16 protein-coding genes and 1 pseudogene are annotated in these 15434 nt (G+C 64.8%); 9 read left to right on the top strand and 8 right to left on the bottom strand.

Going from position 1 to position 15434, the window contains the following annotated elements:
• Positions 1–349: 349 nt before the first annotated feature.
• Positions 350–1315 (bottom strand): hypothetical protein, encoded by a 966-nt coding sequence (locus tag ASD42_RS21360; RefSeq protein WP_056819469.1) that lies wholly within the window; start codon positions 1313–1315, stop codon positions 350–352.
• A 343-nt stretch (positions 1316–1658) separates the two neighbouring features.
• Between ASD42_RS21360 and ASD42_RS21355 the strand changes: the two are divergent.
• Positions 1659–1820 (top strand): annotated as a pseudogene (locus tag ASD42_RS21355) (rhodanese-like domain-containing protein); the annotation flags it as partial.
• A 318-nt stretch (positions 1821–2138) separates the two neighbouring features.
• Here the strand turns inward: ASD42_RS21355 and ASD42_RS21350 are convergent.
• The 3 genes from ASD42_RS21350 to ASD42_RS34950 all read right to left on the bottom strand — a co-directional run bounded on the left by ASD42_RS21350 (position 2139) and on the right by ASD42_RS34950 (position 3263).
• Positions 2139–2390, bottom strand: coding sequence for an SDR family oxidoreductase (locus tag ASD42_RS21350; RefSeq protein WP_056819467.1), 252 nt, complete (start codon positions 2388–2390; stop codon positions 2139–2141).
• On the bottom strand, positions 2384–2896 hold the full coding sequence (locus tag ASD42_RS21345; protein WP_056819466.1) for a nitroreductase/quinone reductase family protein: 513 nt from the start codon (positions 2894–2896) through the stop codon (positions 2384–2386). The genes ASD42_RS21350 and ASD42_RS21345 overlap by 7 nt, the downstream gene beginning before the upstream one ends.
• A gap of 211 nt (positions 2897–3107) precedes the next feature.
• Positions 3108–3263: a DUF6131 family protein gene (locus ASD42_RS34950; RefSeq protein WP_165610166.1), complete on the bottom strand. Its 156-nt coding sequence runs from the start codon at positions 3261–3263 to the stop codon at positions 3108–3110.
• A gap of 301 nt (positions 3264–3564) precedes the next feature.
• Here ASD42_RS34950 and ASD42_RS34480 point away from each other — a divergent pair, with 301 nt between their 5' ends.
• From ASD42_RS34480 to ASD42_RS21330, 4 genes are all read left to right on the top strand, one after another.
• Positions 3565–3741: a hypothetical protein gene (locus ASD42_RS34480; RefSeq protein WP_156677529.1), complete on the top strand. Its 177-nt coding sequence runs from the start codon at positions 3565–3567 to the stop codon at positions 3739–3741.
• Complete coding sequence (locus ASD42_RS21340) at positions 3742–4533, top strand: class I SAM-dependent methyltransferase (RefSeq protein WP_056819464.1); 792 nt, start codon at positions 3742–3744, stop codon at positions 4531–4533.
• A gap of 248 nt (positions 4534–4781) precedes the next feature.
• Positions 4782–5201 carry a CU044_2847 family protein gene (locus ASD42_RS21335; protein ID WP_162256219.1) on the top strand — a complete coding sequence of 140 codons (420 nt, stop codon included), beginning with the start codon at positions 4782–4784 and terminating at the stop codon, positions 5199–5201.
• Positions 5198–7123: a CHAT domain-containing tetratricopeptide repeat protein gene (locus tag ASD42_RS21330; RefSeq protein WP_056819460.1), complete on the top strand. Its 1926-nt coding sequence runs from the start codon at positions 5198–5200 to the stop codon at positions 7121–7123. Before ASD42_RS21335 ends, ASD42_RS21330 begins: the two co-directional genes overlap by 4 nt.
• Positions 7124–7286: 163 nt before the next feature.
• On the opposite strand, the gene ASD42_RS21325 is transcribed toward ASD42_RS21330, so the two are convergent.
• Positions 7287–8498 carry an oxygenase MpaB family protein gene (locus ASD42_RS21325; protein ID WP_056820361.1) on the bottom strand — a complete coding sequence of 404 codons (1212 nt, stop codon included), beginning with the start codon at positions 8496–8498 and terminating at the stop codon, positions 7287–7289.
• Positions 8499–8574: 76 nt separating this feature from the next.
• Between ASD42_RS21325 and ASD42_RS21320 the strand changes: the two genes are divergently transcribed.
• From ASD42_RS21320 to ASD42_RS21310, 3 genes are all read left to right on the top strand, one after another.
• Positions 8575–9198 carry a TetR/AcrR family transcriptional regulator gene (locus ASD42_RS21320; protein ID WP_056819458.1) on the top strand — a complete coding sequence of 208 codons (624 nt, stop codon included), beginning with the start codon at positions 8575–8577 and terminating at the stop codon, positions 9196–9198.
• A gap of 424 nt (positions 9199–9622) precedes the next feature.
• Positions 9623–9856 carry a hypothetical protein gene (locus tag ASD42_RS21315; protein WP_056819456.1) on the top strand — a complete coding sequence of 78 codons (234 nt, stop codon included), beginning with the start codon at positions 9623–9625 and terminating at the stop codon, positions 9854–9856.
• A gap of 83 nt (positions 9857–9939) precedes the next feature.
• A complete protein-coding gene (locus ASD42_RS21310) occupies positions 9940–11220 on the top strand; it encodes a cytochrome P450 (RefSeq protein WP_056819454.1) in 1281 nt (426 codons plus the stop codon).
• A 24-nt stretch (positions 11221–11244) separates the two neighbouring features.
• Here ASD42_RS21310 and ASD42_RS21305 read toward each other — a convergent pair whose 3' ends face one another.
• Positions 11245–12069 (bottom strand): alpha/beta fold hydrolase, encoded by an 825-nt coding sequence (locus ASD42_RS21305; RefSeq protein ID WP_056819452.1) that lies wholly within the window; start codon positions 12067–12069, stop codon positions 11245–11247.
• 75 nt (positions 12070–12144) lie between these two features.
• On the opposite strand from ASD42_RS21305, the gene ASD42_RS21300 reads away from it, so the two are divergent.
• Positions 12145–12732, top strand: coding sequence for a TetR/AcrR family transcriptional regulator (locus tag ASD42_RS21300; RefSeq protein WP_056820358.1), 588 nt, complete (start codon positions 12145–12147; stop codon positions 12730–12732).
• A 206-nt stretch (positions 12733–12938) separates the two neighbouring features.
• Here the strand turns inward: ASD42_RS21300 and ASD42_RS21295 are convergent, their stop codons facing one another.
• Both ASD42_RS21295 and ASD42_RS21290 read right to left on the bottom strand, forming a co-directional pair.
• Positions 12939–14009 (bottom strand): cupin domain-containing protein, encoded by a 1071-nt coding sequence (locus tag ASD42_RS21295; protein ID WP_056819450.1) that lies wholly within the window; start codon positions 14007–14009, stop codon positions 12939–12941.
• A 48-nt stretch (positions 14010–14057) separates the two neighbouring features.
• The gene (locus ASD42_RS21290) at positions 14058–15431 is read right to left on the bottom strand and encodes an MFS transporter (RefSeq protein ID WP_056819449.1); all 1374 of its coding nucleotides are present in this window, start codon (positions 15429–15431) and stop codon (positions 14058–14060) included.
• Between the last annotated feature and the right edge of the window lie 3 nt (positions 15432–15434).

Below are 15434 nucleotides of genomic sequence, written 5' to 3'. Positions count from 1 at the left end.
ACCCGGATACCGACTGGCTCGTCCCGGCCCAGGCTACGAATGACTCAACGAATTGTTGAGCCCACTCGATGCCTAATATCCTTCACTTATTTTCACGCGACTTCCCCTCTCCGGCAACATTAAACAGCCACCGATGATCGACGGCGCAAACTTTGGGCTATTCATAGTGTGTTCGGCCCTGTTGCGGTGTTCGCGCGGCCAGCCGTAGGCGATCAGCTGGCGGAACGAGATCGCCGATGCTACGTAGTCGAACTTCGCGGTACTGGCTCAAGGCCAGGCGGACCGCTGACCGGCCGTCGGCGCGCCACGGCTGTGGGCGGCACCGACGGCGTAGCTGTCAGGAGACTTCTCAGTTCAGCCCACTCACTTCTCGGGCGATCGTCGAGACACGGGTCTGCGCGGCCGAAACGACACCCTGCCGCGCCTTGTGCGCCTCCTCGTAGGCGAGGATCGTCCGGACCGCGGCGGGATCGGTGAGTTCCTTGATCGCTGCCACCGCCTGGGTGACATTCAAGTCGTCGTAGCCACTGATGGGCAGCTCGCTGGGATCGAGAAGGCCGGTGGTCGTGCGCAGTGAATGCGTTGCCTCGGCGGTGGAGTCCGCGCCTTCACGCCGCGAGACCTGCTCGGTGGTTTCGAGAACAGCATCGCGCGAGGCCGCGAGGGTTTTCACGGCGACATCGCCCGCGTGCGCACCCCTGGCGAGCAACTCGCTCAGTGCCGGCGGGGCAGCACGGAATGTGTCCAACGCGCGGTCGATGCTGCGAGTAGACCACGTAACAGGGATATTGATCAGCTTCACCGCAGTCCCCGTAACCGCCTGAATCGGTGTTCGACGCAAAGCCGCGGGCCCGCCGAGCGCGTCCTCGGCGAGTACGGTCGTCAACCATTCGACGGTGGCCGTATGGGCGGTGATCAACCGCTGCGCCACTGCGACTACATCGGCGTTCTGAACGGTGGTCGCGAGTGCTTTGACGTAGCGGGCACGGTCGAGCAGCTGATGTTCGAGGACGAGGTCTGCGAGCAGGGCTTCGTCGAAGGGTTGGGCTTGTTCGCCGATCGCCTTGACCGCTGCGGCAGCCCGTCCGATGAACGGGCCGATCCGCTCCGGCGCACCACCCAGTTCACGGATCGCGGCCTCGATGGCTTCTGCGCGGGCGCGGGCGTTGTCGGCGTTCTCAGCCAGTTCGCGGCGTACTGCCTCAGTGCGAGCCTGTGCGATTCGAGTCTCGGCGATTCGGATTTCGGTATCCGTCAGATCGCGGATGACGCGCAGTTGCGCGAGCAAGGTCGTAGCGGTGTTGCGTGTGCTCATACAGTCTTTCCTTCGATGTCGACGTCAGGTAGGCGCAACGCTGCACCACTATGTCGACTACCCCGCACTTATGATTCAAACATTGCGCCGCAACAGTTGTCGATCGTGCCCCGGGTGAGATATTGCAGAATTCGGCGTGAGCCCAGTGGGTAGCGCGGCACCCAGATCAGTGGTTGTTCAGCTGAACGCTGATCAGCAGCAGGCCCTGTCGGCCGTGTGTTCCAGTGACGCGGTCGGGGCCGCGATTCCCGCTTCCGGCGCATCGTGAACACCGAGTGCGCCCGCGACGACAGATTCGCCGCGCAGCAACCCCGAATCGACCGAGGCACTGCGGCTCACGGAGTGCATGGAACTCCCCGAGGACCGTCTGCTCATCACCTTCTGCACCGGCGGCCTTCGCTCCGCGGGAGCGGCGAACCTCCTGGTCGAGAACGACTTCGAAGCGGTCAATATGAGCCGAGGCCTGATCGACTGGCGCTCCGCCGGTGGGCCGCTCACCCCGTGAGACGGGCGCCCCGACCAGGCCGAAGCCGGAGCTCGGGCGTTCAGAAGTGTCGGTTCAGGACCATGGCTCGGTTTCCGTAGCGCTCAAACCCTGCGACGGCCCTTCAAGGGAAGGTGACGCTCGGTCGCTGGTCGGATCCGGTCAGTGACCGAACGTGCCCTCAGTCCCCTGCAGGGCAGCCCCTGCAATTCGCTCTGGCACAACTGATCTGGTGACGCAGCGTGGTCGGCACGGAAACATCTGACTCGGTCAGCAGCGTGCCGACCGGAAGCACTATCGCGCACCGTGATCGACTGCGGCACAGCCGATCTGGCCCACTCAGAGGACGGTACCGCCACTGGCGTCGGGGGTTTGGCCGATAATCCACCGGGCGTCGTCGCTGACGAGGTAGGAGAGGATGTCGGCAATATCGGCGGGGTGGCCGACGCGCCCGAGGGCGACGTTGGACGAGGCTTCGCGCTGACCGTCGGGGTTGTCGATGAGCCAGGCGTTCATATCGGCGAGTACATAGCCGGGGGCGACAGCGTTGACGGTGATGCCGCGCGGGCCACGCCTGAGTGCGCTCAGCACTCGCTGTCGAGGGTCAGCACGACCAGCGGCACGGGCCGGTCGATCTTGGACTGGAAGTCAGCCATCAGTGGGTTGTTGGCCATCACCCAGGCTGCGAACTCGGAGTAATCCGCGCCTTCGAGCACCGTTCCGGTCGCCTGGTAGGTCTTGTCCCGGAGTTCGATGGTGACCTGCGGATTCGCCTTGATATTGTGCCACCAAGCCGGGTATTTGTCCTCGATGAACGAGCTCACGTACATAGTGTCATCCCGGTATAGCGGGCCCAGCGGAGTCGTGTGGCGCTTGCCGCTCTTGGCTCCGGTGGTGGTGAGCAGGACGAGGTCCCCGCCCGCGTAAGCGCCGCCCACTTTGCCCGAGTTCTCCCGAAACTCGGTGATCACATCGGCGTTCCAGTCGGCGATGCTGCCCTCTTCGTCCCACGCCTGGTTCCACGGCGCGTCCGGATCGTCGTAGGCGGTAATGTCGGGCTTATTCAGCTGTCCCGCAGTCGATTCGGTTTCGTTCATGATTCGAGTATGCCGCTGATATAGGACAGTTGGCGTCCTAGTTCGACGAAGGCGCGCCATGAATCGCCGCACCCGGCCTCGCGAACTCGAGGCGCAATCGCCGACTGCCCGAACACACCGCTGAGTTGGTCTCGATCCGGCGAGCCGGCAGACACACTCAAACCTCAGGGTGCCCTCGTTGATCACCCTGAGGGTCTTGATCCGCGTACCTCTAGTACCAATGTTTCCGGCCGCCGACCGCGCGCCCAGTTGTACCGAGCAGGAAGAGGATCGCTCCGATGACGATAAGGACGATTCCGATCGTCCAGAGGATCGAGATCCCGGTCAGGAATCCGATTAGCAACAATATCAACCCGAGCACGATCATGGTCGTACCTCATTTCACAGAACCTGAGCGAGAACGCTGTCAGGTAACTCCATTAAACACGCATACTCCGACACTCGGAAGACGACGCCCTGTGACCGACGCGGCGCCGCACGGTGGTCGGCGAACTGCTTCGAGCTCCTGTTGGGCGGAGAATCATCTCGGGCCGCCGCGCGGATGGCCAAGATCGGAGCTGGGAGTTCGACTATGAAACGAGAACTGTTCAGCGCCCGACTCGCGCGCCGAACACGCCTGCGTGGTCTTGGTGCAGCTTTCATCTGCGCCGGCGAGCGACAATACGGGTATGCCAGCTCAAGAACTGAGTGTCGAAGCTGCATGGTTGACCCAGCCCCAACCGTTCAGCGCGTCGAGCGGCTACTCGAATGGCGGCGACGCGCTGTTCCGCAAGATCGGCACGTACCTCGCCCCGGACGACACCCCGCAGGTCAAGCAGGATGTTCCGCCGCAGGGCGGGTCGTAGATGGCCGACTGGGACGGCGCGGGCTACGCCCACATCAGTGGACTCCAGCGTGCGATGGCGACGGACGCTGTGGAGTCCGTCTCGCTCGCGGGTGCCGAGCACGTCCTCGATGTGGGTTGTGGCGACGGCTATGTGACTCGCCTGATCGCGGCGCGGGTGCCCGCTGGTTCCGTGCTCGGCATCGACCCGTCGCCGCGGATGATCGAGGCCGCCCGCACGGCCGACGACCAGCTCACGAACATCGACTTCGGAGTCGGCGATGTCACGACCATGACCTTCCCCCGCGACTTCGACCTCGTTGTCTCGTTCAACGCACTGCACTGGGTGCTCGACCAGGAGACTGCCTACCGGCACATCGCCAGGGCACTCGAACCCAGCGGACGGGTGCTCGTGCAGTATGTCTGCGGCGGGCCTCGCCCGAGCATCGAGAACGTAGCGATGGCGGTTACCGGCGATGCGCGCTGGTCGACAGCGTTCGCCGGATTCGCGCGCCCCTTCGTACATATCGACCCCGGCACGTTGCCCTCGATCGCGGCGAGTGCCGACCTCGAGGTCACCGCGCACTCCGTAACCGACCGGGAATGGGACTTCGGCTCACGCGAGGCCTTCGCCCGGTGGTGCACGGTCGGGTTCGCGGACTGGACAGCCCGCATTCCCGCCGCTGACATCCCCGCCTTCATCGACGAGGTCGTCGACCGCTACGAAGCCGTCGTCGGCCGACCGGGACTATTCCGATTCCTGCAGTTACGGGCCGAACTGTCGCGGCGGACCGCCTCCCTGGAACACAGGTAGAGGATTACTCGATCCCTGCGCCCGCTCAGCGCGAGATGATCTTTCTACGAGGCAAAAGCGAGAGCTGGGTCAGTAGCAAAAGCGCCACTTGAATGGTCTGCCCGTTACCGACGGTGGTGAATGCCTAGAAATCCAGATGTATGCCGCTCAGCGGCGTCTGGCTCGGTGCCCTTCGTCGGCACGACCCGCGTGACGAGTTCTGCGCCGGAGGTTCACCGATTCCGAGGTTGATCGAAGGAGCAGAAGTGATGTCGATGGTCAGTTTTCCGGTCGAAAGCGGCGGCGAGGTGCTGGTGCATGTCGACTCCCTACCCCGGTACGGCGACGTGGTGACCCGCGGTGGGCGGGACCAGATGGCAGAGGCCGTGGAGAAGGCCGAGCGTTCGCTCGGTTCCGCGCTCTCGGTGATCAGGGTCATGGCAGAGGGAGTTCTGGGTCAACTCGGTGAGCTGGCCGCGCCGCCAGCCGAGGTACGGGTCCAGTTCGGTCTGGAATTCAATGCGAAAGCGGGTGCCATCGTGGCCGAGACGGGCGCGGCCGCCCAGCTCAGCGTGGACCTCACGTGGCATCCGATTGCCCGACGTACGAACAACGTTGTCGGCGTTCGGCCGGCGAGCGAAAACCTGCCCGTCGAACGACGTGAGCCGCAGCTTGATGCGAGGGTGTGATCAGCGAAATGGCATGCACGATTCAAATCAAGATCGAAGCGAACTCCGGCGGCGATCAGTACACGACGCGCGTGTTGCACTCACCTGTCGGGGCCGAACCCTCTGCGACCATGCAGCTGGATGCCCACCAGCTACTCGAGAAGCAACCCTATTTGGAGGCGGTGGTACTGGCGTCATCGGTAACCGGACGTCGGGTCGCTGACCCGGGCGAGCAGGCCCTACAGGACGTCGGCGGACACTTGTTCCGGGCACTGTTCACCGGCGCTGTCCTCGAGACGTATCGGGCAAGCGTCGCCGCCGCCCAGGATCACAACGAGCAACTGCGGGTGGAACTGCGCCTCGGCGCTCCCGAGCTGGCTGCCTTGCCGTGGGAAGCGTTATGGGACCAGGACACCAAGAACTACGTCTGTCTGACCGCGCCCCTGGTTCGTCATGTACCGGCGCCCTACACCTGTGAACCACTCAAAGTGACACCGCCACTGCGAATCTTGGGGCTGGTGGCCACCCCACGGGGAATGTCGTCGCTAGCCGTTTCCACTGAACAACAACGGCTGGAGAAGGCACTGGAACCGTTGACCACGCGCGGCCTGCTGCACTTCGAGTGGCTACAGCAAGCAGGTTGGGCGGGCGTACAGGAAAAACTATTGTCCGATGAATGGCACGTCCTGCACTTCATCGGCCACGGCCATTACGACGTCACCAACGATGAAGGGTCTATCGCCTGGGTCGATGCCGATGGCGGCGCAGTTCCGATCCCCGCCACTCGCTTGGCCTGTCTGCTCAGCGAAGCAAGACCGACGCCCCGACTGGTTGTCCTCAATTCCTGCTCATCCGGTGCGGAGAGCACCAGGGATCTGTTCTCCGGCACCGCAGCAGTGCTGGCGCGAAGCGGAGTCAGTGCTGTCGCTGCCATGCAGTTCAGAATCAGCGACACGGCCGCGACCTCCTTTGCTGCCGGGTTCTATACGGCGATCGCGCGAAACCGCACTGTCGAGAACGCTGTTCGCAGCGGCCGAATCTCGATCATGGGCGCACAGGGGACCCTCGAATGGGTCACCCCCGTCCTCTACCTGCGAGGAGGAAACAGCCGACCGTTCATCCTGGAATCACAGCCGGAGAAACCGGTCAATGAGCAGCTCTACGCTGCGGCCCGCACCGCACTGGATGACCACGACTACGACACCGTCATACATAAACTCGACCAATTGCTGGTATCGGACCCCCACTACCGCGATGCCGCCGCACTGCGCCGCACCGCCGCCGAAGAACTCGATCTCGCTCACAAATACCAGCAGGCCATCGGCGCACAAGAAGGCCGGGACTGGAGCGCCGCCGCCGATCTCTACGGTGAGATCCTCGCGACAAAACCGGATTATCGTGATGCCGCCGCCCGTCGCCGCGAATGTCTCGAACACAAGTCACCGTCGACCAACATCCGCTGGAAGCGGGTCTTGATGATCGGAACTGGCGCGGCCGTCGCCGCTCTCGCAATAGCCGCCGCGATCTCTTTCTCGACGCGGCCCCCTCCTATCGACTGGAGCGACGGGGAATGCGCGCGACTGTCCCGCTTCACCGACAAGATAGAAAAGGTCCCCTGCGACAGTACCGAGGCGGACGCGAAGATCAAAGCAATCGTCAGCGGACCGGAGAAATGCAACCCGGACGACGGAACTTCGTCAGTGACCGGCTGGGTCCTGTGCTGGGACATCAATTGGAGACGCAACACCTGCTGGGATATGGCCAAACATCCTGTCAAGCAGATACCGTGCACCACAAAACCCGAAGATCTCCTTTTCAAGGCCGTCTCGATCAACCCAGACACCGTAGACGGAACCAAATGCGGGCCCCGCGAAGAACCCTCCATCAACGAAGTCGAGAAGTTCGTGGTCTGCCTCGAACCGCTCCAAGCACTGAATCGCTGAGATTCTCGCGCGGCCTGGCAGACGGTCACACTCATTGGGGTAGGCCATGGCCAGCGCTATCCAGGAACTGGCCGACCGAGGCTCGTCGGCGTGCAATCCGGGGCAACCACCGTTGTCTGGATCCGGCCGTACCGTGTTCGGCCGGATTCCACCCGTTGCGGCGCTAGGCCGCGTGGGTGAGTCTCGCGGCCGCCGCGCCGACGGTCGGTCCGGCGCTGACCAGCGTCGACATGAACCGATCCTGTTCTCGCGCACCACGAGTCGCCGCACGGTCGAGCCCGCCGGGCAACAGCCGAGTGACCGAGCGCGCAACGTTGACGGGGATGCGGATCGCCGGGTACCACGGAACGATCGCCGTCGGCAGCCCGAGCGCACGCATCGTGTGGCGGCCGAGGAAGGTCCCCGTCACTGACAGATGCTGGGCATAGGCGAGACGGCGCCGGATCGTGGGCAGCCGGTCATAGTTCCACGACAACGGGTCTCGTGACATCGGCACCGCGAGTTGACGGGTCGACTCGTCGGGGTCGGCCAAGGCAGACAGCGTGTGCACCAGGACGCGCACACCGTCGCGGAAGGAGTGCGGCAGCCACTGTTCCTCGACGCCGAGCAGCCAGCCGACGTAGCGGACCAGGTGCGCGACAGCGTCGGTTTCGGCGGGGGTGAGCAACAGGCCCAGGCCCATCCCACCGATCGCCGGTGCGATGAAGGCGCCGACGAGCGTGGCCGCCATATCCGTCTGATTGATGGGCAGGCCCCAGTCCTCGGTCCGCCAATCCGGCATGGCAGCCACGTGCCTGCGGACGAAGGCATGGATGAGTCGCACCCGGATCGTGGACTGATATCCCAGACCCAGCGGGGACAATCCGTCCTCGGACAGGACGTCCATCGCCCACTGCATCGTCTCGGCCCACCGCTGGTTGGAGCCCTTTTCCAGTGCTCCCGTGCGCAACAGGGTCTTGTTGAAGCCGGAGAATTGGTAGCCGCCGAGCATGGCGACGTCGCGAGCGATGTACATGCCGTCGGATCCGCCGGTGAGCAGGACCTTGGCCCCGCGTACGAGTTTGTCGTGATCGACCCACGCCGGAACGGTCTCGACCGCGGTGAAGAACTCGCGCAGCTCATCCGGCGCTTGCGGCACCGCAGCGATGCCGTCGGTGAGCGCTCGATCGAACAGCGGGCGCATCTGCTTAGAGCCTGTGGCGACCATCCAGTCCACCAGCCGATCCATCGCGGCGTCACCGACGAGCAGGCCCTCGCCGAGGTGCTGCCATTGCTTCGAGTCGGGGCTGTGCACCCCCAGCATCGCCGCGAAGCCGCCGACGACGGCGGGGACGTGGTGGGGACGATCCGGGTGGCGGGCGGGAACGGTGGTCATCGACACTCCTCGTTGAGCGACAATATTTTGGATAACGGTTGATATCCAAAATATGTCGGCTGCTAAAGTCCTGTCAATGGCGCGTGCAGAGGTGGTCCGGTCCTACCGGGGAATCAGCGCGGCGAATCGACGAGACGAACGCCGCGACAAACTCCTCGCCGCGGGTCGCCAGATCTGGGGCGAGGCAGGCCCGAGCGAAGTCACCGTGCGCCGCGTGTGCGCCGCGTCGGGGTTGACGCCGCGCTACTTCTACGAAGATTTCGCCACCCGCGACGCACTGGTCCTCGCCGTCGCCGAGCAGGTGCACGAGGAGCTGTTCACCACCCTCGTCGAGGCGAGCCAGGCCGAGCCGGGCACCCTCGAACGCAAACTCCGGCGGGCACTGACGACCTACCTCGACACGATCGCCGACGACCCCAGCATCCACCGCATCCTCACCAGCGATACCCACAGCGTCGCCGGGCTCGAAGAGTTGCGCTCCCGTGCCGTCGGCATCGTGACCGACCTCGTGATGCAGTACAGCGCGGAGTTCCTCGATACCCCCGCGAATCCGGAGATCCGGCGCCAGGAAGCACTTTTCGTCGTCGGCGGGATCAACCAGCTCGTGGCGACCTGGCTGGGCGACCCCGGTCGGCCGACCACCGAAGTCGCTGCCCTGTGCACCGAACTCGCGCTCGCCGTGGTGAACCGAGCGCCCTGACAGTCGGTGCGGTCGAACAGCTCGTTCACCATGACGCCCGAGTCGGGACCGAGCGGCCGAATTAGTAATAGCAGAACAGTATTCGTTCACGGTCCATGTCACCGCACGGAATTCGGGGTGTTTCGGGTCGTCGGTGACGGTGATCGTCGCGCGCGCCAGGTCGATCTTCATGCCATCGGCCACGAACTGCTGACTATTGGCGGTGAAAGTGAAGAAGGCTCCTTCGAAGGGGTCCGGCCGTAGCGTCGGCGCTGCCGCCCGCATGATCCGGGTGCCGGTCTGGTCCTCGCACACGACGAATCGCTGGTCGCCGCCTACTCGTCTGCCCTGAAAGGGGGTCACCGGGCGCCCGGTGGTCTGACTGACCAGCAGCACCAGCCGTTCGGTGCCCCGACATCGGGCGAACGAATCGCGGTAGCCGTAGGTGTCGGTGCCGTCGGGCAACGTGCCATCGGTCTGCAGCGGTCGGGCAGTCGGGCTGGTGCGCGATCCTGACGGGCTCGGCGAGGTCGCGGCGGCGTTCTCGCCGGCACACGCCACCATCGAACAGATCAACGCGACCCCCGCCAGCACCGGAAAGCCTTTCCGTGCTGAAATCATCTACGGAGACTCACAATTCAGACAGAACTCCATTCCCGCCGCGCTGCCCGCGAGGTAGCGAACACATGGATTTCCAGATCGACGCCCGGCCCGAGTAACCGGGGTTACCGTGGAGTGAGCGTCTAGGAGAGGACCGTCGCCATGTACCCGCCCGGCCCCCGACTTCCCGCGATCGCGCAGACGATCCGGTATGTGCAAGCGCGGGAGCGGTTCATGACCGCCACCGCTCGCCGGTACGGCGACACCTTCACCCTGCGCATGGTGCCGCCGTACGCCCGGCATATGGTCGTGTTCACCCGCCCCGAACACGTCCGCGAGATCTTCGCCGCCTCCCCCACCGACCTGCACGCCGGCGAGAGCAACGGCATTCTGCGTCCGCTGCTCGGCGATCATTCGGTGCTCATCACCGACGAAGCCGAGCACGCTCGCGCCCGCCGCCTGCTGATGCCCGCCTTCACCGGGCCCGCCCTGACCGGTTATCGCAAGATGATCGAGCAGATCGCCGCCACCCACGTGGAGACCTGGCAGACAGGGTCGACCGTCCGCAGCTTGGACGCGATGACCGGGATCACCCTCGATGTCATCGGCGAGGTGGTGCTCGGTGTCACCGATCCGCGCCGTCGCGACCTACTCGGTCCACCCATGCGCCGCATCACCGACATCGCCCCGCTCACCCTGCTCGGTTCCCGCTACCCAGCCCTACAAACCCGCGGACCCTGGAAGCGGTTTCATCACGACCGGGCCAGTCTGGACGCCTACCTCTACGCCGAGATCGAGCAGCGACGCACGTGTAGTGACGCCCCGGGCGCTGATGTGCTGTCGCGACTGATGGCAGCGGGCAGCGGCAACGACACCCCGCTCACCCCAGACGAACTCCGCGATCAGTTGGTCACCCTGCTCGCCGCCGGGCACGAGACGACCTCGGCGGCACTGTCCTGGGCGCTACGCGAACTGGCCGCCAACCCCGCCCAGCAGGACCTCGCCCGCCGAGCCGCGCTCGACGGCGACACCGTTTACCTCGAAGCGGTGATGAAGGAAGCACTGCGCTACCACTGGGTCATCGGAGGTGTCGTGCGAAAGCTCACCCGCGACATAATGATCGGCGGCTACGACCTGCCCGCTGAAACGGTCGTCGCGACCTCGATCCTGCTCGCACACAAGCGGCCCGAAGCCTTCCCGGACGCGGTATTCCGGCCCGGCCGCTTCCTCGACGGCAGCGTGGCGCCCAATACCTGGCTGCCGTTCGGCGGTGGGGTGCGCCGGTGCATCGGAGCGGGTTTCGCGCTGATGGAGGGTGCGGCGGTGCTTCAAGAGATCCTGCGCCGCCACGCCTTGTCCCTGCCCGCGACCGCGACGACGCGGGGCCGGGTCCGCAACATCACGCATGTGCCATCCGACGGGGCACCGATTCTGGTCAACTGAACAGCGCACCACCGATGCGGCCGATCATCCTACGAACTCCTGCAAGGCCTTTGCCATAGCTTGCGGCTGGTCTTCCGGGATAAGAGTCCACGAATTATCGATGATCAGCTTGGCCGCATCAGGGAACAGCTCAACCAATCGATCTGCATGCTCGAGCGGCATCATCCGATCTTCGCGTGCCCACACCACGAGTACCGGACGCGTGAATGTCCGTAGTTGATCGGATAATTCGAGCAGCCGGCGTCTAGAGGGCGCCCCGGTGGCGAATTTGACCAGATCGCGGCGGATCGCGGCGTTCTCGATGGCGGGGCGAAACCATTCGTCGTACAGCGAGTCCGGTAGCCCCGTCTTACTCAGCGCACCGTACGCGCGGCGACTGTGCCGAAAGAACTTCGTCCCGAACATTCTGCTCAGCAGCCATCCCCCACCCGGCAGGCGGCACAGCAGGGACGCGGGGCGCGCCGGCTTGGGCGGGTAGTTGTCGAACGCGGTGCACGAGGCGAGCACCAGCCTTCCCACCCGCTGATCACGACCCTCGGAGATCATGAACTGCCCACCGCCCCAATCGTTGAGGACCAACGTCACTGCCTCGAGTCCTAGGACATCGAGGAAGTCCGCGAGGATGCGAGCGACTCCCTGCTCGGTCAGGTCCACGTCGGGATGCATCGGCTCGACGTGCGCGCCCAGGGGCAACGTCGGTGTGATGCAACGGTATTCGGGCAGCAACGGAATGACTTTGCGCCATTGCCGACCGTCCATGAGCAGACCGTGGCCGAACACGAGGACGGGTCCGTCTCCACCGGTGTCCTCGTAGGCGATGGGCCCCGCCGGTACCTGCACTGTAGGCATCCCGCACCTCCTAGATAGATCGTTCTACTGGCCCACGATATGCTGTCGCATACCACCGCGCAAGGAGTGATCGCCATGGCAGATCTCGGCACACGTGAACGGATACTCGAGGCGACAGCGGAGCTGTATCGCCGCCAAGGCATGTCCGCTACCGGCCTCAAACAGATCTCCAGCACAGCTAAGGCACCGTTCGGCTCGATCTACCACCACTTCCCCGGGGGCAAGGAAGCGATCAGCGTGGAAGTCATTCGGCGCGAAGGAGTCCGTTACGGCGCTTTTGTCGGCACGCAACTGGCCGACGCCGATCCCGCAACCGCAATACCGCAACTATTCGAGAACGCCGGCAGACTCATGGAATCTCAGGATTACAGCGAGGCATGTTCGATCGAGACCATCGCACTGGAAGTGGCGAGCACCAACGAACGGCTCAGAAGCGAGGCCGCGGAGGTCTTTCAGGACTGGCTGACTCGACTCGCACAATGGTTCGGACAACTCGACGTCACCGAGCAACAGAGTCGTGCTCTGGCGATGTCGACTCTGACCGCCCTCGAGGGAGCGTTCGTGCTGTGTCGCACACTGCGCTCGATCGAACCCATCGTCCTTGCCGGGCAGGGAGTCCAGTCCGCGGTGACCGCCGCCCTCGTACCAGCACAGACGCCGTGATGCTCTCCATCCGGACGCCGGCGGGAACCTCCATATCGCTCGGGCGCTGCGCGCATCCGTTGTTGTCCCGCGCGCGACGATCCGGATGAATCTCGATGTTGCTTCGCGTCGAATTGCGAGGACAGCACCCGCCACCGACTTACTCAATCGAGCTGTCGGCCGACGCCTGCACCTGGGCCATCGTGGTTGTCGAACAGCCGCTTTCATTACTTGGCCGGGTCGTGGTATCCCAGCTTCTCGACAACCGGAGCATCGGAGAACCGGAACAGGTCGAGCTCGGTCTCCGCTTCCAGCGACCACGGCACCCAGGACGGCACGACGAATAGATCGCCGGTGGTCAGTGCCCGGCGCTGGTCGCCGAGCCGGACATGACCTGTGCCGTCGAAAACTTGCCAGATGGACGAGCCCACCTCGCGCCGATCCGCAGTGGTCGTGCCCGCCCGCAAGCGGTGGAATTCGCAGCGGATAGTCGGGAGCACATCGCCGCCGTTGGTCGGGTTCGTGTATTTGATCGCCGCGTGACCCGGCTCGACGGTAGCCGGATGTCCTTCCTGCTCCAGCAGCAATTGCTCGCGCAGAGCCCGGTCGGTGTACTCCCAGCGGTACGCGGCGATCGGCGTGGATCGCCGTGATGCACCCGACGAGAGCGGAGTGAGACCCGGATGACTCCACAACCGCTCCGATCGCGATATCGGTGGGGTCGATGCGTCGGTCACCACCTCGGACCCGAACTCGAAGAAGCCGAGATCGAGGTCGTGCGCGAGTGGCACGTCGAGTCCATCGATCCATGCCATCGGCTGATCGGTCTCGTTGTGGTGCCCGTGGAAACACCAGCCGGGCGTCATCAGTAGATCGCCGCGGCGCATAGCCACCGGGTCCCCGTCGACGACGGTCCACACACCTTCGCCCTCGATCACGAAGCGAAATGCGTTCTGGGCGTGCCGGTGCTCCGGTGCCACTTCGCGCGGGCCGAGCCACTGGATCGCGCACCACAGGGTCGGCGTGGCATACGGGGTGGGGGCGAGACCGGGGTTCGCCAGGCCGATCGCTCGACGTTCACCGCCGCGGCCGACGGGGACAAGCTCACCGGAGCGGCGTGCGATGTCGAGCAGCTCCGACCACTGCCACAGGTGCGCGACCGCGGCGGGGGCAGGACTTTCCGGCATGAGGTTGCCGGTTTGGGTCCACAGCGGGGCGGTGGAGTTGCGGGCGAAGTCGGCGTAGAGACGGTCGAGTTCGGGGTTGGATTCAGGTTCTGTGACGTTGTTGCTGGTCATGGTGATTCCCTCGGAGAGCGGGGCGGCTCGGGGACCGCCGGTCGGAGTTCAGTGCGCCAGTGACGGTGCGGCATCGGTCGCCCCCGGCTCGGTGCGGCTGTCGGTCAGGACAGCGCGCCGGGAACGCAGCGCGAAGATCGCCAGCGCACCCGCGATCAGGGGCAGGCAGAACAGGAAGTAGAGGTTCTTCGGCGCCCAGCCGAGGTCGATGAGCCTGCCGGCGATGATGGGCGAGAAGATCGCGCCGACTCGTCCCATGCCGATGACCAGCCCGACCGCGGTCGCCCGCGCCGAGGAGTCGTAGTACATCGGGGCGATCGAGAACATGCCGGCCATCACAGCGCTGGTGGTCATCCCGAGCAGTACGGCCGCGACCAGGGCCGTGTGCAGCGATCCCATCGACAGCGCGTAGAGCGCGAAGGCGGCCGCGGCGACACCGAACAGTGCGGTGAGTGTGGGACGCACGCCGAATCGCATGGCCAGGGGCCCGAACACCAGGGCCCCGACAATTCCGCCCGCGCTGAAACACACACCGGCTTGCACGCCGTCGGCGGAGGTGAACCCGCTGCTGGCGACCAGTTTCGGCGTCCAGGAGTTGGCGAAATAGAACCCGGCCATCAATACGAAGAAGCTGAATCCGAGCAGTGATGTCGTGAGCAGGTTCGGGCCGGTGGTGATGTCGCGCCAATGCCCGGTGATGTCGTTGTTGCGCATCGCAGCCGACGGCATCTCGGTCAGGGCCGGTTGGCGCAGCCGGGTCAGGATGGCGTTGGTGCGTGCCAGGGCATTGCGGGGGCGCCGGTTGATCAAGAAATCGACCGATTCCGGCAGGATCGCCGCGGCGAGCAGTGCGACGCACAGTGTTACCACGGCACCGAAGGCGAAGACCGCACGCCAATCGAATTGTGCGAGCAGGATACCGGCGATGATGCCGCCGAGTGTGCCGCCGATCGGCTGACCGGCGGTGTAGACGCTGATCGCGGTCGAGCGGTGCCGGGCCGAGGAGTACTCGGCCACCATGACATTCAGGCAGGCCTGCAGGGTGCCGACGGCGATGCCTGTGACGATCCGCACCGCGAGCAGCATGGTGAACCCGGTGGCCATCGCCGACAACCCCATGCCGAGCGCGACGATCAGCGCGGCGACGACGATAGTGCGTCGGCGCCCGACGAGGTCGGCCACCTGGGCGACGACGATCGATCCGGCGGCCATGCCGAACAACGCCGAGCTGAGCAGGATGCCGAGCTGCGACCCGCTCAGTGACCATTCATCGGAGATATGTGAGGCGCTGAATGCCAGCGCGAGCACATCGAATCCGTCGAGCATGTTCAACAGCACGCAGATCGTCACCACCGCGTATTGCAGTGGCTGCATGGGCGCGGATTCGATGCGGGCCTTGATGTTGTGAGCTGCGATTTCCATTGC

Origin of the sequence: Nocardia sp. Root136 (assembly GCF_001427185.1) — a bacterium.
Classification (GTDB): Bacteria; Actinomycetota; Actinomycetes; order Mycobacteriales; family Mycobacteriaceae; genus Nocardia; species Nocardia salmonicida.
Note: the sequence above shows the minus strand (reverse complement) of the source record. Positions and strands in the feature narration are given on the sequence as shown.

Coding starts and splice junctions, on each gene's coding strand:
- ASD42_RS21360 (WP_056819469.1), bottom strand. CDS start 1,315: ATGAGCACACGCAACACCGCTACGACCTTGCTCGCGCAACTGCGCGTC.
- ASD42_RS21345 (WP_056819466.1), bottom strand. CDS start 2,896: ATGAACGAAACCGAATCGACTGCGGGACAGCTGAATAAGCCCGACATT.
- ASD42_RS34950 (WP_165610166.1), bottom strand. CDS start 3,263: ATGATCGTGCTCGGGTTGATATTGTTGCTAATCGGATTCCTGACCGGG.
- ASD42_RS34480 (WP_156677529.1), top strand. CDS start 3,565: ATGCCAGCTCAAGAACTGAGTGTCGAAGCTGCATGGTTGACCCAGCCC.
- ASD42_RS21340 (WP_056819464.1), top strand. CDS start 3,742: ATGGCCGACTGGGACGGCGCGGGCTACGCCCACATCAGTGGACTCCAG.
- ASD42_RS21335 (WP_162256219.1), top strand. CDS start 4,782: ATGTCGATGGTCAGTTTTCCGGTCGAAAGCGGCGGCGAGGTGCTGGTG.
- ASD42_RS21325 (WP_056820361.1), bottom strand. CDS start 8,498: ATGACCACCGTTCCCGCCCGCCACCCGGATCGTCCCCACCACGTCCCC.
- ASD42_RS21320 (WP_056819458.1), top strand. CDS start 8,575: ATGGCGCGTGCAGAGGTGGTCCGGTCCTACCGGGGAATCAGCGCGGCG.
- ASD42_RS21310 (WP_056819454.1), top strand. CDS start 9,940: ATGTACCCGCCCGGCCCCCGACTTCCCGCGATCGCGCAGACGATCCGG.
- ASD42_RS21305 (WP_056819452.1), bottom strand. CDS start 12,069: ATGCCTACAGTGCAGGTACCGGCGGGGCCCATCGCCTACGAGGACACC.
- ASD42_RS21300 (WP_056820358.1), top strand. CDS start 12,145: ATGGCAGATCTCGGCACACGTGAACGGATACTCGAGGCGACAGCGGAG.
- ASD42_RS21295 (WP_056819450.1), bottom strand. CDS start 14,009: ATGACCAGCAACAACGTCACAGAACCTGAATCCAACCCCGAACTCGAC.
- ASD42_RS21290 (WP_056819449.1), bottom strand. CDS start 15,431: ATGGAAATCGCAGCTCACAACATCAAGGCCCGCATCGAATCCGCGCCC.